Origin of the sequence: Eubacterium callanderi (assembly GCF_900142645.1) — a bacterium.
GTDB classification, from domain to species: Bacteria; Bacillota; Clostridia; order Eubacteriales; family Eubacteriaceae; genus Eubacterium; species Eubacterium callanderi.
This window is the reverse complement of record NZ_FRBP01000017.1, coordinates 97,894-111,965: the sequence shown is the minus strand read 5'-3', so window position 1 is coordinate 111,965 and position 14,072 is coordinate 97,894. Positions and strand designations below refer to the sequence as shown.

The 14,072-nt window shown below is 45.5% G+C and carries 14 protein-coding genes; 2 read left to right on the top strand and 12 right to left on the bottom strand.

Annotation, left to right across the window (positions count from 1 at the left end; all coding sequences use genetic code 11):
* The first annotated feature begins 11 nt into the window (after nucleotides 1–11).
* Both BUC22_RS19690 and BUC22_RS19685 read left to right on the top strand, forming a co-directional pair.
* Nucleotides 12–551: a phosphatase PAP2 family protein gene (locus BUC22_RS19690; RefSeq protein WP_013382309.1), complete on the top strand. Its 540-nt coding sequence runs from the start codon at nucleotides 12–14 to the stop codon at nucleotides 549–551.
* Nucleotides 538–1,278, top strand: coding sequence for a glycoside hydrolase family 25 protein (locus BUC22_RS19685; RefSeq protein WP_073383551.1), 741 nt, complete (start codon nucleotides 538–540; stop codon nucleotides 1,276–1,278). The genes BUC22_RS19690 and BUC22_RS19685 overlap by 14 nt, the downstream gene beginning before the upstream one ends.
* Nucleotides 1,279–1,309: 31 nt before the next feature.
* On the opposite strand, the gene BUC22_RS19680 is transcribed toward BUC22_RS19685, so the two are convergent.
* The 12 genes from BUC22_RS19680 to BUC22_RS19625 form a co-directional block, all read right to left on the bottom strand.
* Nucleotides 1,310–3,085, bottom strand: coding sequence for a cobaltochelatase CobT-related protein (locus BUC22_RS19680; protein ID WP_013382311.1), 1,776 nt, complete (start codon nucleotides 3,083–3,085; stop codon nucleotides 1,310–1,312).
* A 41-nt stretch (nucleotides 3,086–3,126) separates the two neighbouring features.
* Entirely contained in the window at nucleotides 3,127–4,041 is a 915-nt protein-coding gene (locus BUC22_RS19675; RefSeq protein ID WP_013382312.1) for an AAA family ATPase, read from the bottom strand.
* A gap of 39 nt (nucleotides 4,042–4,080) precedes the next feature.
* Nucleotides 4,081–5,820 carry a vWA domain-containing protein gene (locus BUC22_RS19670; RefSeq protein WP_013382313.1) on the bottom strand — a complete coding sequence of 580 codons (1,740 nt, stop codon included), beginning with the start codon at nucleotides 5,818–5,820 and terminating at the stop codon, nucleotides 4,081–4,083.
* 146 nt (nucleotides 5,821–5,966) lie between these two features.
* The gene (locus BUC22_RS19665; protein WP_013382314.1) at nucleotides 5,967–6,236 is read right to left on the bottom strand and encodes a hypothetical protein; all 270 of its coding nucleotides are present in this window, start codon (nucleotides 6,234–6,236) and stop codon (nucleotides 5,967–5,969) included.
* Nucleotides 6,237–6,313: 77 nt separating this feature from the next.
* Nucleotides 6,314–6,673: a hypothetical protein gene (locus BUC22_RS19660; protein WP_013382315.1), complete on the bottom strand. Its 360-nt coding sequence runs from the start codon at nucleotides 6,671–6,673 to the stop codon at nucleotides 6,314–6,316.
* Nucleotides 6,674–6,828: 155 nt separating this feature from the next.
* Nucleotides 6,829–7,779, bottom strand: coding sequence for a hypothetical protein (locus BUC22_RS19655; RefSeq protein ID WP_013382316.1), 951 nt, complete (start codon nucleotides 7,777–7,779; stop codon nucleotides 6,829–6,831).
* Nucleotides 7,780–8,541, bottom strand: coding sequence for a ParA family protein (locus BUC22_RS19650; RefSeq protein ID WP_013382317.1), 762 nt, complete (start codon nucleotides 8,539–8,541; stop codon nucleotides 7,780–7,782). It abuts the gene before it with no gap.
* Nucleotides 8,542–8,669: 128 nt separating this feature from the next.
* The gene (locus BUC22_RS19645) at nucleotides 8,670–9,218 is read right to left on the bottom strand and encodes a BMC domain-containing protein (RefSeq protein WP_013382318.1); all 549 of its coding nucleotides are present in this window, start codon (nucleotides 9,216–9,218) and stop codon (nucleotides 8,670–8,672) included.
* A gap of 74 nt (nucleotides 9,219–9,292) precedes the next feature.
* A complete protein-coding gene (locus tag BUC22_RS19640; protein ID WP_013382319.1) occupies nucleotides 9,293–10,234 on the bottom strand; it encodes a DUF7973 family transport facilitator in 942 nt (313 codons plus the stop codon).
* A gap of 23 nt (nucleotides 10,235–10,257) precedes the next feature.
* A complete protein-coding gene (locus BUC22_RS19635; RefSeq protein ID WP_013382320.1) occupies nucleotides 10,258–11,583 on the bottom strand; it encodes a 4Fe-4S dicluster domain-containing protein in 1,326 nt (441 codons plus the stop codon).
* Between the two features lie 20 nt (nucleotides 11,584–11,603).
* On the bottom strand, nucleotides 11,604–13,013 hold the full coding sequence (locus BUC22_RS19630; protein WP_013382321.1) for an aldehyde dehydrogenase family protein: 1,410 nt from the start codon (nucleotides 13,011–13,013) through the stop codon (nucleotides 11,604–11,606).
* A 39-nt stretch (nucleotides 13,014–13,052) separates the two neighbouring features.
* Nucleotides 13,053–14,060 carry a cob(I)yrinic acid a,c-diamide adenosyltransferase gene (locus BUC22_RS19625; protein ID WP_013382322.1) on the bottom strand — a complete coding sequence of 336 codons (1,008 nt, stop codon included), beginning with the start codon at nucleotides 14,058–14,060 and terminating at the stop codon, nucleotides 13,053–13,055.
* Nucleotides 14,061–14,072 lie beyond the last annotated feature (12 nt).

The window sequence follows — 14,072 nt, the reverse complement described above, 5'->3', positions numbered from 1 at the left end:
GAGGTTCATCTTTGGATTTAACAATTTTACTCTGGATTCAGGCACATATGCGCTGCGATGTGCTTGATTTTATTTTTACCCTTATCACAAAGCTTGGCAATACCGGCATTATCTGGATACTGCTGACCCTGATCCTTCTCATCCGCAGAGATACCCGCTATACAGGACTGGTCATGGCCATCGCGTTCATCCTGTCGGCGGCAGTGGTCAATCTTGGTATAAAGCCCCTTGTCAGCCGGCCGCGGCCCTTTCAGGTCCATCCCATCGAGCTTGCCATCGCCGCGCCTTACGGAACCTCCTTCCCATCAGGCCACAGCGCCACCTCCTTTGCGGCTGCCTGGGCCTACTTTATCACAAGAAAAAACCGGCTTCGGTGGGGGCTTTTGGCACTGGCTGCCGCCATTGCCTTCTCCCGCCTGTACCTCTTTGTCCATTTCCCAACAGACGTGCTGGCCGGCATCATCATCGGTATTATCCTGAGCTATGCCGCAAAGCTCATTGCTGACAGGCTCGTAAAAAATGGAAGGTGGGGAATCCATGCAAGCCCATAAGGAAGTCTACCCCCTGATCATCATTGTCCTTCTTCTGATCACAGGTGCCTTTCTGCTCTACCACTGGGGCATCCTGCAGTTTAACCATCCTGACGCGGAGACCTACCCAGTGCAGGGCATTGATGTCTCCACCTACCAGGGCACCATTGACTGGCCGGTTTTGGCCAGTAACGACCTGACCTTTGCTTTTATCAAGGCTACCGAGGGCAGCAGCTTTCAGGATGAGAAATTCAAATATAACTGGGAAAACGCTGGAAAGACCCATCTGAAGGTCGGCGCCTATCATTTTTTCAGCTATGAAACCAGCGGCGCCACCCAGGCGGAAAATTATATCAAAACCGTCCCCATAAAAGACGACGCCCTGCCGCCTGTGGTCGACATTGAATTTTACGGCAGCTATACCCGTTATACCGCGCCGGATAAAGAGACCATCCGCAGGGAGCTGACAGAGCTTTTAAACCGCCTTGAAAGCCACTATGGCAAGCGGCCGATCATCTACACCTCTACCAAGCCCTATGCCAGCTACATCGCTGATTATTATACCGATTATCCCATCTGGATCCGGAATTTCTACGCCTGTCCCATCCTGTCGGACCACCGGCAATGGACCTTTTGGCAATACTCAGATAAGGGCTCTCTCTCCGGATATACAGGCTACGCGCCCAACATCGACCTCAATGTTTACCGCGGCAGCTATGATGAGTTCATGGCCCAGTTCGGGTATTAAAAAAGCTGTTACCAGACTGGCAACAGCTTTTTTAATTGGTTATAACCTGCTTCAGGTATTTGATCACCAGGTCCGCAAAGCGGTTAATGTCTTTGATATAGGCAAAGTCCTTACCGTAAATCAGCTTTTCTGCCGGCAGATCCCTTTCCTTTCCCGTAAATACACCGAGCACCATGATCCCCTGCTGACGTGCCCTGCGCACCTCAATCGCCGTATCTCTCACGGCTGTGGCGCCGCGGTAGGCCTCCTCAAGCGTCTGGCTCTGTCCTTTCCCCACCTTGATATCATTGGGGCGGCCATCGCTCAAAACAATGAGAATTTTATTATCCTCCGGGCGGCTTTTCAATTCCTCAACTACTGCCTTGATGGCTAAACCGTCACGGTTATTGCCAGTACAGTAATACTCAAAAATATTTTCATTGGCCCTCAGGCTTGACTCATAATCACGGTAACGCTTCAGGATCGTGTAATCCAGAAAACTGTTAAACCCCATTACCCGGTTGGGAATGCCGTTCAGGGTCAGCGCCTGAGCCAGCACATAGGCCTGGCTTGCTACCAGCGCCTGGTTGCGCCGCTGCGAGCCGCTGGAATCAATGAGAATATCCACCACATAGCTTCCCTTGTCATTATCCAGTGTACGTACAAACACCTTCGTGTTGCTGCTGCGCCCGACCCGCCACAGCTTATTGGGTACGAGCATTCCCTGGTCTGATGGAATCTCATCCTTAAATTCCTCCTGAACCAGCGTCCGGGCAATACTGTCCCGCAGTTTGTGGATATTGCGCTTGTGAATACGCTTGTTCACACCGTAGGCCAGGGTATTCTTTACCTTGTGCCGTCCAACCAGATTTTTCTGGAATCCGTTGTCACAATTGCTGCGGATAACCCCATCGGTCAAATGAATCCTGCAGTTTTCATGCACATCGCGGCATACCCTGTTCTGCAGCCTCCGGACCTCCGGCGTCGAGAGGTAGGTTTTTCCAAAATGGTAGGAGACCTTTTCGTAAATTTTATCCAGATCCTCTGCCTTGATACGGAGGACACGGTTGCTTTTGACATCACTGTTAAGCCCGCTGCCCTCCCCGCTATCACCCAGAAGGGACTCGGCGATTTCATCCAGGCTTTCATCCAGCTGCATTTCTTCTTCCAACGCGTCGTCATAGAATTCTTCCATCATAAAATCATTAAAATCACTTGGCTCCGCATCGCTGCGGCGTTCCTCGCCAATAACCTCCCCATCCTCTGAGTACACATAAATGGGGAAATACTTGATATAGACCGCCTCAACGCCCTTCAGCATCTCAATGGTGTCCTCACAGCCGCTGAGGGATTTTATGTCACTAATCAGGCCGTTTGTCGCCACATCCATACGAGGCGTTTTACCAACCTTTTCCAGCACCAGCGCGTGTCTTGCCTTTTCAAGAAGATTGTCGGTATGCATCCTGAAATAATCGGACAGAATGTCATCATAGGCTTTTTTCCGAATATCATAGATTCCTGGCCGTTCCTTCATGAGCTTTTCCTCTACCAGCACATCCGTCGCCATCTGGATCAGCCCAAGGAGAACGTCCTTGTCCATCCCCGCCTTTACACGGCTGATGATGAAACGCTTCACCGCGTCCCAGTTGATGTATTTGCGCCGTCCGCCTGCTGTGATCCCCTGGTAAAGGGCCACATCCCTGGAGATAAAGCTCTTTTCGCCAGCGTCCATGTTCTCATCGTAATTGCCGGAAATCGTCCACATCAGATTTGTCACACGGTTGTCAAAATCCAGATCGTCATAGACCCATTTTGCCGGTTCTGTCATTGTCATCCCTCCTTTCTCAAGGGGTATCGCCGCGATACGGGTTAAAAAATATCCTCAGCTGTCCAGTCCTCCCGGATACGCGTCCGGATAACGTCATAGACAATCTCTTTCTCATACTGGTCAAAGGTTTTCCCGATAACGCCCATATTGATGGCGAGCATTGGCCGCAAGCCCCTGCGTATGGTGCGGAGACTGCCCATGATTCCGCGAAGGTCCACCGATTTGGTCGAGATTTCAGAGTTCATGGCTTTTTCCTGTAAATCCAGAAAGATACCGGCAAACTGCTTCAGCATATCCTGCCTGGCGTCTGGAAATTCATCGGCTAAAATAACCATCAGGGTTTCTTCATCAATCTGAGGAATGTCAATGGTCATAAAACGGGATACCAGGGCTTCATTCAGCTCTTTGGTCCCCGCATATTCATAATTCATGGTCCCGATAAACCGGGTGGCTGGATTCAGGCTGATCTTTTCATAGCCTGGCACATCAATAACCTTACGGTAGTCAAGGGCCGAGTGAAGAACCACCAGCGCGTCATTTTTCGCCATGTTGATTTCATCAAAGACGCCGAACCCGCCGTTTACCGCGCATTCATAAACCGAGCCGCGGCGCAGGCGGACCTCATTGTCAATAAAGGTATCGGTTCCGATCAGGCTGGTGCTGTCTGTGTTGACATGGAAGGATGTATTCCACTGGGGTCTGCCGAACAGCTCGCACAGGTTATCGGCCAGGACGTTTTTTCCTGTCGCCTTGGGGCCGGAAAGCAGAATATTTTCGCCCTCCAAAATCGCGGTGATGCACATTGCCCAGATGTCCCTGCCATAAAAGATGGTCTCTGACCTGGGCACACGGTCTGCCAGGTCTGCCTCAACCGGGTACTCTTCTCTAAAATGCTTTACATCGTCAATCAATTTTTCACTGATGCCCTGCTCTAAAAGTTTGTTATAAAGTTCCAATTCAATCTCCTTTTGTCTTTTCTCATCATTTATTTTTCTCTACCGCGTAATAATACGCTTGAGATAGGTTGTAACAATATCCGCAAAATGCTTAACATCCCGGGTATAGATAAAGTCCTTGCCATAGATCAGCTTTTCTGCCTTAAGCTCCTGTTCGTTTCCAGTGAAAACGCCGAGGACCGATATCCCACGCTGTCTGGCAATGCGCACCTCCTTGGCCGTATCACCGACAGCCAGACCGCCGGTATAGGCTTTTTCTCCCCTGAACGGATTTTTATTTCCCTTGCGCTCCAGATGCATGTCGTTGGGCTTGCCATCGCTCAGTATAATCAGGATTTTATTCTCCTCATCCCTTGTATAAAGCCCATCACAGATTCCCTTGATGGCCAGGCCATCCCGGTTGCTTCCTTCACAGTAATATTCAAAAATATTATCGGTCTCCCTCAGGGGATCATCATAATTTCTAAAACGTTTGAGGACCGTAAAATCCAGAAAGCAGTTAAAACCGTTGACCCGGCATGGTATCCCGGCTTCAATCAGCGCCCGGGCAATGATGTACGCCTGAATGGCAACCAATGCCTCCCGCCCTTTTTGAGATGTACTGCTGTCCAGCAAGAGGTCAACCACGTAGCCGCCCTTATCATTGCTCTCAAAACGCCTGAATATCCTGGAACAGGGTGTTCTGCCCACACGCCATACCTTGGCGGCGTCAATATCGCCTGAATCGCTGGCGACTGGATAGCGGGCTCTTTCTGCGACCAGTGTGCGGATCAATGCGTCGCGGAGACGCTTGATCGTTCTGGAATAAACTCTCAGATTTGCCTGATAGGCATCCTGGTTTCTCTTCAGATCCCTTTTCGCATATTTCCTCTGAAATTCACCGTCACACTCACTCCGCAGCACACCCTCTGTATAATGCAGCCTGCAGTCCCGGTGAACGCCCTTGCATATCCGGCTCTGAAGCTGCTTGACCTGGTAGGACTCCAGGTATGAGCTGCCACAGTAATGCGCCACCTGCTTATGCATATTGTCAATCTGTTCCTGATCAAGATAAACCACATCCGCTTCTACGATATTTCCAGACATTTCCTTTTGGTCACTGCTTACCTGGAGCGATTCGCGGCTCATCATCGCCGAAATAACACTATCCACAAAATCCTCTGTATTGATATCCTTTTCTTTATCCTGGTGCAGAACCGCCCCCCAGTCAAGAGGCCCTGCATCTTTTAAACCCTGCCACTCAATATAGACGGCATCCACGCCTTCAAGCAGCTCTGCCGTTGTCGCTGAGCTTCGCAGTCTCAGTAAACCCTCTGCCAGCTTCCGCGCTTCAGGTTTAACCGAAGAAGCAGCCCCTGCCAGTATCTCAAAAATAGCAAACTCGACCTGATCCAGTATCTTATTTGAATCTGGCACTTCCATCAGGGCGACCAGCTCTGAACAGGCTTCGTTTTGAATGTCTGCGATTCCCGGTCTTTCTTTAACCAGACGGTCAATGACCATTGGGTTTGCAGCATGAAGAATCAACAGCTGAAGCCAGTCCCGCTTAAATCCCTGACGTCTCCGCCAGCCAACATAGGTATCGACCAGCTGCCAGTCTATAAAACGCCGGCGGCCGCCTGCTGTAATGCCATAATAAAGCGCAATATTTTTTGAAAGGTTGGTTTTCTCCGCTGTACTCATCTGCTCCTTGTAATCTCCGCAGATGGTCCACATCAGGTTTGTTACGCGGTTATCAAATTCAAAGTCATCATATTCCCAATGTAAATTTTCCCCCATTATCTTTTCCTCGATATTCTTTTATAATATCCCCAGTTTATCATTTATTCTTTAAATTCGCCACCCTATGAACGGGTAAATTAATGCTATTCTATTTTAACATACTGCCTCCGTAAATGCTGTTGTAAAAAACACAAAACCGGCATTTAGCAGTGCCGGTTTTCTTTTTTAATCTGTTCATTATGGTATTTTTTTAACATGACCGTTCCAGCAAGAGAACCGCCCCCGGCCAGAAGCAGAACTGCGCCTGTTCCCAACTTTTCCGCTATTCCGGTATTTGGGTTTCCTGCGCTGGTTTGGACTGCTGCCTGCGGCACTGCATTTCCGTCTTCCTTTGCCATGACAAATGCCTGTGGGCTAAAAGCTAAACAAAATAAAAGTATGGCTATAATGATTGAATGGTTTATTTTTTTCATGATATGACTCCTTATATTTTATAAGTATTTACTTTATACCCCTCCGGCAAAATTTGACACATTGCCTTAAAAAAGTCTTATTCTTCTTTATCCGTTTCCTTTCTCAATGAAAAAAACAAAGCCGCCGATCCGAGAATGGCGACCAGAAAAATCAAGGCCATGCCCACATCCCGGATTTTTATGTACAGGTCTTTTTCAGAAACATTGGCATAAGCTTCATAGGCGCTCACACCGCTGTAAAGCAGGGCATTCTCTTTTTCTGTCTCCTCGCCCGCTTCAACAGATGTGTTCTCATCTTTGCCCCTGTCCTCTCTCTGCTCGAACTCCTGGTCAAGCTGAAGAGATCCCATCTCCTTAACATAAGTAAAAAAGCTGCTGCTGATAATAAATATTATAATCCCCAGAAAAGCCAGAAGGCCTTTCGTAAACTTATCCATCCTTTTTACTCCTTCTCTATTATGGCGTATCTCTTATTATAGAAGACCCTTTCCACTTCTAAACATTCTTTTAGCAAAAATCACGAAAAAAGTGTGACACTTCTGTGCGCAAATAAAAAAGACCCATACCTTTATTGGTATGGATCGCATAATGTTTAAAGCAGATAATCGGGAAGCTCGTGAAGCTTCTTCATTTTTTCTTTCAACTCTCTTTTAACTTTTTCTTCAACCTCGACTTTATTGCGCGCTTCCTGCTCTTCTTTTTCTTTTCGTTCTTTTTCGATACGGATGGCTTCCTGCCGTTCAAATTCTTTCTTTTTAGCTTCTTCGGCCTTCCGTTTTTCTTCGGCTTCCGCCTTCTTCTTAGCTTCCTCTTCAGCTTTCGCTTTGGCGGCCGCTTCTTTCTCAGCCTGCTTTTTCGCTTCCGCTTCTGCCTTTTCTTTTGCCTTGGCGGCTTCCTCAGCTTTTTTCTTAGCCTCAGCTTCTTCCCTGGCCTTTGCCTGGGCTTCTTCAGCCGCTTTTGCTTTCGCAGCAGCTTCTTCCTCTGCTTTTTTCTTGGCCTCTGCCTCGGCTTTCGCTTTTGCCTCAGCTTGCTGTTTTTTCTTTAACTCTGCCTCAGCTTTCTTCTTTGCAGCTTCTGCTTCTTTTGCCTTTTGTTCCGCCAATTTTTCTGCCTTTTCTTTTTCAGCGGCTTCCTTAGCGGCCTGCTGATCCGCCTCTTCTTTCGCCTTTTTTTCAGCTTCCTTTGCCTTGGCAACAGCTTCAGCCTCTTTTTTCGCTTTTTCGGCGGCCTCAGCCTCAGCTCTCTGGCGAGCGGCTTCGGCTTTCTTTTCTTTTTCCTCAGCTGCCTTTTCGACCAGTTCCTTTTCCTTTTTGATGGCTTCGGCTTTCAGTTTTTCTGCTTCAAGCTTGTCAGCAGAGACCTGATCCTCTTCCTTCGGTTCCCCCATAATCTTTTTCTTCAAATCGTCGATGATTCCCACTTCGTTATCCCCCGTATTAGTAGAATTTTCATCTGTCAAAACCTTAGAAGCCAGTTCATTTTTTTCTTTAATAGTACTATTATGTGTTTTTAATTCTGATTTTAATTTGCTTTTCCTAGCCATTTAAAAGCCCCCTTTGGATTCTATTTCTTTAAATAAATTCAGATAATCTTCAGCGCCATTTGACTTTGGTTTATACTCAAAAATAGATTGCTTGAATATCGGTGACTCTACCAGAGCGATATTCTTTCTGATATAAGTATCCATAAACTTCTCGCCAAAGCTCGCCTTTAAATTATCATATTGAAGATTGTTAATATTATTACGTACATCATGAAGTGTTGCAAAAAGAAGGGTAATATCCTTATTGATTCCCAGTGACTTGCTGATATATTCCAGAGTTTCCTCCAAGAGATGCACCCCGTCCACAGCATAATACTCAGTTTGCACTGGAATGAAAATATCATCGGTGACAACAAGCGCGTTGGTGGTTACAATACTGAATGACGGCGAACAGTCAATGATGCAGTATTCATAATCGTCTGCCACTGCCTCAAGCTTGCGTTTTAAAATAAACTCACGTCCATACATGCCTGCAAGCCGCGGCTCAATCGTTGCCATCAGAAGACTGGAAGGAATGATATCAATGTTATCGCTTACTTGATAGATAACATCCTTAGCCTCTTTTTCGTCAGTAAACAAATGATAGATACATGGACGGTCCAGATCGTACTCCATAAGAGAGTTGGTCAGGTTGCTCTGCATATCGCAGTCAATATAGAGCACCTTTCCTTTTATCTTTTGTCCCAGCAGATATCCGAGATTGATGACAGATGTGGTTTTTCCGCAGCCGCCTTTTAAGTTAAATAAACTGATGGTTTTCACGTCGTTCCCTCTTATCTTTTTATTTTTTATAAAAGATCATAGTGCTATAATCGCTTATAAAAAATAAAAGGTCTGTATATGAAAAGATGTTTAGATGGAATAGCTTCCATCTAAACATTTCATGCGTTTTAGAAAATGACTTTCTTAATATCTTTATGCGGTGACGCGATTACTGAGTAACTTGTGATAACACCTAAATCGCGCATATCTGCCTCTGCGGCTTTAATCGCCTGTTTAACAGAAGCAACCTCACCAGTCAATAATACAAAACCTTTACCACCCAAGCCTCTGGCTATTCTGATTTCAATCAGCTCGACATTCGCAGCTTTAACAGCCACGTCGCCAACGATAATTGAAGAGATTGCATTAATTGTTTCAACGATACCAAGAGCTTTGACATCTTCGATTTCTCCCGCACCTAACATAGCCGGCAATACATCCGGATGAATGTTCGGAATAACGTGGGATTCGAGTACATAGATTCCACCGATGTGCTCACCGTTTCTAATTGATGCCTGAACGGCCCCTACGTCACCGGAAATTATGGTAACATATTTCCCGGGACATAAAGGAGAGGCCATCATTAAATCAACATTTCCGGCTTTCAGCATATCATCAGTGGCTTCGATGCCGATAGGAATACTCTTAAATTCTATAAAACCTACTGCTTTTTTCAAAATACCACTTCTTTCTATACTGTGAATTCAATGCTTATTTGCTACAAATTACGTATAATTACTAGATTAAAAAATTAAAGAACTGATGGTAATAACATCATTAACAGGCTAAAGTTAACTAACTGCCATACCCAGATAGTAGCTGCTGGAGGGTCAATATGAGAATCAGCATAGCTATTGAATGTCAATGCCATTACTTCGCCCCATACAGAGGTAATGATACCCATGATAGCGCCACCTAAGATTGCTAAGAATGGATTTAATGTAGCAGCGAAAACGATCATAGCTGTTGTGCCTGCTGGCAGAATTACGTGGTGGTATCCTTCTAAAGGAAGACCCATACATAAGAACGTCAGGGATACAGCAGCGATACCGAAACCGATGGAACCGATGTTATTGAATAAGTATAAAGCTTCATCAGAACCAGCTACACCTAACTGACCTAAAGTAGCAGCTAAGCCACCAATAGCAATACCAATACCTAAGCCTACCATAATTAAGAAGCTTAAGCGTTTGCCTTCTGGGAAGTATTTTCTCTTTTCAGTACCAGTATATTTACCAGTAAGACCAGATTTTGTGAAGATCAAACGTACTAAGATGTCAGAGATGAATACTGTTAAAGCAACAGTATCGGTCCAACCTGCATAGCTGAATACCATTCCGCCAAGAACGGCACCTAATAAGTACTGAATTAAGAAACCAATAATACCAAATACACCACCGACTAACAGAACACCAGCGTCTCCAGTTTTGAATAATGGAGTAACGATATCCTGACCGTCGTCTAACAGGTTTTTAGTCTTAGCGTATGCAGCACCGGCTACAGCACCACCGAATGCTACGTGAGGTCCAAAGAAAGAACCAAAGCTTAACGCACCAATCATAGGAGCACCAGCTTCTCCGCCAAAAATAGCAGCAATTACAGTTAAACCTGTAAATACGAATGAAGGAACACCACCGATAGCAGCAGCTAATAAACCACCGCCAAACGCGGTAATTAACATTGTAAAGTCCATAATTATCCCCCTTATTAAATTATTTAGGACCGGATGGTAATTTTACCATCTTCGACGGCAGTTACTTTACCGTCGATACTTGCGAAAATACGGGCGCCAAGGCTTCCTTCCGGGATTTCTCCGATCAGGGTTCCCTTTTCAACAACATCCCCTACACTGACAACCGGCTGAGCAGGTGCACCAATGTGCTGTGCCAGCTGAATGGTTACTTCAGTAAACTGTTTGCCGCAATCGACCATCGGAGCTGGTTGATCATATTCATCCAGACCCAGACGAGAAATTAAACGATGTACGTTAAACTGTTTTGCCGATCTGAAAGGATCAGCCTGTTCAGGTTTGTTGTGATGTGGGTTTTTGATGCCTTTGCTGCCTAATTCCCGCTTGAGTGCGATATTGAACTTCCAAGGCTGGAGATCCATAACGCACGCATATTGACATAAGCCACATTCACAGCATAAGAAAGCATTTGTAGCTTGAGTGGTCGTATCACAAGTTGAGCCATAGGCTGCGATTCGCATAAGCTTGTGTGGTTCAAGGTTATGTCCCAGACTGTGTCTCGGACAAACTTCTGTACATAAACTACACTGCATACACGCCATTCCGGCTAATTTTATCGTATCCTGGATGCTTCTTGTCTTTGATTCGATCAATGGATGATCGCTCGGTAAAACAATAAAGCCCTTTGTGGTCTTTGTGACGTAGGAGTCGATATCGACAATTTTCCCCATCATTGGTCCACCATTGATAATGACAAAATCGGAAATGGTTGTTCCGCCAGCCAACTCAAGTGCTTCACGAACAGTAATTCCAAGTGGAACCTTTGTCGTGATTTTATTGCGGACTGCTCCCGTAACAGTAATATATTTATCTACTACGGGCTTGTCCTCGTTCATTATATCATAAATATTGAGAAGTGTCTCTACATTTATGACTAAAGTTCCAACATTTAATGGAATTCCACCCTCTGGAACAATTCTCCCTGTTGTTTCATATACCAGTGTTTGTTCATCACCGGCAGGATAGAAATTATTCATAATGTGAAGGTCGATTTTTGGAAAATTTGGTAAGTCCTGTCTTAAAGCGCCAATGGCCGGGACATATTTCTTTTTAAGTCCGACAATGCCTGCCTTTGCCTTAGTATGATCCATAACAGCCTGAAGAGCCACCAGCATGTGGTGGGCTCTCTCGGCCATTAATTGTTGGTCAACTCTTAACAAAGGCTCACATTCAGCACCGTTGACAATAACTGTATCAACTTCAGCGTCGATTTTCACATGGGTTGGGAAGCCAGCCCCGCCGGCACCAATAATACCAGCGCTTTTGACTATTTCAACTAAATTTGTGCTCATGAGCAACACCCCTGTTATTGTTATTTAATATCGAATCCCCCAACGAGCACACATCTTCTTCTTCTTGCGAAGGATTTAGCAGATGTTAAGCCTTCACCGGTCGGACCTGCAATCGTGAATGTCGGATAACCTTCACCACCAAAGCCAATACCAGCGTAGGATGGACCATTTTTAACGAAAATGGTCGTCTGGATTCTCTTAGCCATTTCTGTTAATTTATCTACATTTTTGGAATGCATGATAGCGGTGTGTCTGTTTCCATGTTCTAATTCAACAGCAACATCGATACCTTCATCAACGTTAGCAACACGAACGATTGGAAGAATCGGCATCATCAGTTCTTCTACAGCCAACAGATGATCTTTAGAAGTTTCGCAGATTAACACGCGTGTGTCTTCAGGAACATCCAGGCCAGCTGCCGCTGCGATGTATTTAGCAGATTTACCAACAAAGTCACGGCTCAGACGGCCTTCAGGACAAACCAGATCGGCTAAAGCGTCAATGGCTTTTTTGTCTGTAATTTCATATGCGCCGTTTTTCTTCATGTTGAAAATCAGATAGTCTGCTACCTGGTCAACAACAACAACTTCTTTTTCTGCAATACATGGCAGGTTATTGTCGAAAGAACAGCCGTCGATAATATCTTTTGCTGCTTTTTCGATATCTGCGGTTTCGTCAACCAATGCCGGTGGGTTACCAGCGCCGGCGCCAATAGCTTTTTTACCACTGGACAGAACCGCTTTAACAACACCTGGGCCACCTGTCGCAACTAACATTCTGATTTTAGGATGAACCATCATTTCGTTAGCAGCTTCAATTGTGGGGTTAGCGCAGGTTACGATTAAGTTTCTCGGACCACCAACAGAAACAATGGCTTCATTTAATAATTTAATACATAAGAAGCTTGTCTTTAATGCCTTTGGATGGGGTGAGAAAACAACCGCATTGCCGGCAGCTAACATACCAATACTGTTGTTAACAATGGTTTCGTTCGGGTTTGTGGTCGGTGTAATCGCACCGATTACGCCGAATGGTGACAGCTCAAGTAATGTACAGCCGTCATCGCCAGCCCATGCTTCTGTCAATAAATCTTCAACGCCCGGTGTACCCGTTGTTGCAAGACGGTGTTTAGCTAACTTGTGTTCATAGTTACCCATACCGGATTCTTCAACAACCATCGCGCAGATTGTTTCAATATTTTCTTTTTTGAGCATGATTTCACGCATTGCAGCAATCATCTGACGACGCAGTGCCAATGGTTTCTTCATATACTCCTTCTGGGCAACTGCAGCAGCTTCAATTGCAGCGTCCATGGTCTGGAAAACGCCGTCTTTGCCATCTACTACCGGAGCACCGGTTTCTTCAGCATAGTCGATCTGATCCATTACCTTTTTTACAATATATTCAATACCTGTTGTATCAATATTCATACAGATTTCCTCCTGGATTCCTCTATTAAATCTTCTCTTTTATAAAATAGCTAATGCGCTTTGTGCAATGGCCATATCCTGGTCTGCTGTACCGCCGCTAACGCCGATACCGCCGACAACTTTTCCCTCAACAATGAGTGGATAACCACCACCGAAGGTCACAATACGGCCTTCATTAGTAAATTGAATTCCAAAGAGTGCTCCATCTTCTTTTGCCAGATCGGTAACCTTATCGGTAGACATTTTCAACGCATTGGCTGTATAAGCCTTGTTAACTGAAATATCCATACTGGCAAGCAGGGAATCTTCCATTCTTTCAAAATACGTTAAATTACCACCTGCATCAACAACGGAAAAAACAATAGGCACACCCATTTCTTCTGCTTTAACCCTTGCTGCTGCTCCCATTCTCTTAGCAGTTGTCAGAAGTGAAAAGTCTTTTTTTTTCTCTTCCTCAGGAGCTTCTTCTGAAGGCGCTTCAGCCATTTTTATTTTTTCAACGACTCGTCTGACGACTTCTTTCACCATTTCGTTGTATTCTTCAGTTCTTGCGAGAACGAAAAGCAGATCGGAAAGACGGTTGGCAAATTTCACCAGCTCCGGTCTTACATCAGGATCCTTGTGGGTATACTCCACAATTCTTCTTTCGCCGCGCCGTACAACTGTACGAGCCAGATGCAAGGCTGAGGATACAGGGTTTTTCCCTGGTACAATAAACGATTTTTGCGGGCCGATAACGGAAAGGTAATAGTCGAGTTTTTCTTCCATAAAGTCAATGTCTGCCTGGGAAATCCCATCCTTCAACATTGCCTTCCCCTTTTCATCACTGGCGAGTTCCGCACCTAAAACGAAAATTCTTTCTTGTAAATGGTGGAGGATTTCGCGGATGTCATTGTCTTCAGATAAAGAATAGGCCAGGCCAATGGCTGAATTGGCTTCATCCATTGTACCGTAGGCTTCTACCCGAATATCATCTTTAGGCGTGCGGTTACCGCCAAACAAACCGGTTTCACCTTTGTCACCGCCTCTTGTATAGACATTTGGCATATTTCTACCTCA

What these genes read in the sequence shown, in the direction of transcription:
- BUC22_RS19655 (WP_013382316.1), bottom strand. Translation starts at nt 7,779, where the DNA reads ATGGCTAGGAAAAGCAAATTAAAATCAGAATTAAAAACACATAATAGT.
- BUC22_RS19685 (WP_073383551.1), top strand. Translation starts at nt 538, where the DNA reads ATGCAAGCCCATAAGGAAGTCTACCCCCTGATCATCATTGTCCTTCTT.
- BUC22_RS19630 (WP_013382321.1), bottom strand. Translation starts at nt 13,013, where the DNA reads ATGAATATTGATACAACAGGTATTGAATATATTGTAAAAAAGGTAATG.
- BUC22_RS19625 (WP_013382322.1), bottom strand. Translation starts at nt 14,060, where the DNA reads ATGCCAAATGTCTATACAAGAGGCGGTGACAAAGGTGAAACCGGTTTG.
- BUC22_RS19680 (WP_013382311.1), bottom strand. Translation starts at nt 3,085, where the DNA reads ATGACAGAACCGGCAAAATGGGTCTATGACGATCTGGATTTTGACAAC.
- BUC22_RS19670 (WP_013382313.1), bottom strand. Translation starts at nt 5,820, where the DNA reads ATGGGGGAAAATTTACATTGGGAATATGATGACTTTGAATTTGATAAC.
- BUC22_RS19640 (WP_013382319.1), bottom strand. Translation starts at nt 10,234, where the DNA reads ATGGACTTTACAATGTTAATTACCGCGTTTGGCGGTGGTTTATTAGCT.
- BUC22_RS19665 (WP_013382314.1), bottom strand. Translation starts at nt 6,236, where the DNA reads ATGAAAAAAATAAACCATTCAATCATTATAGCCATACTTTTATTTTGT.
- BUC22_RS19635 (WP_013382320.1), bottom strand. Translation starts at nt 11,583, where the DNA reads ATGAGCACAAATTTAGTTGAAATAGTCAAAAGCGCTGGTATTATTGGT.
- BUC22_RS19660 (WP_013382315.1), bottom strand. Translation starts at nt 6,673, where the DNA reads ATGGATAAGTTTACGAAAGGCCTTCTGGCTTTTCTGGGGATTATAATA.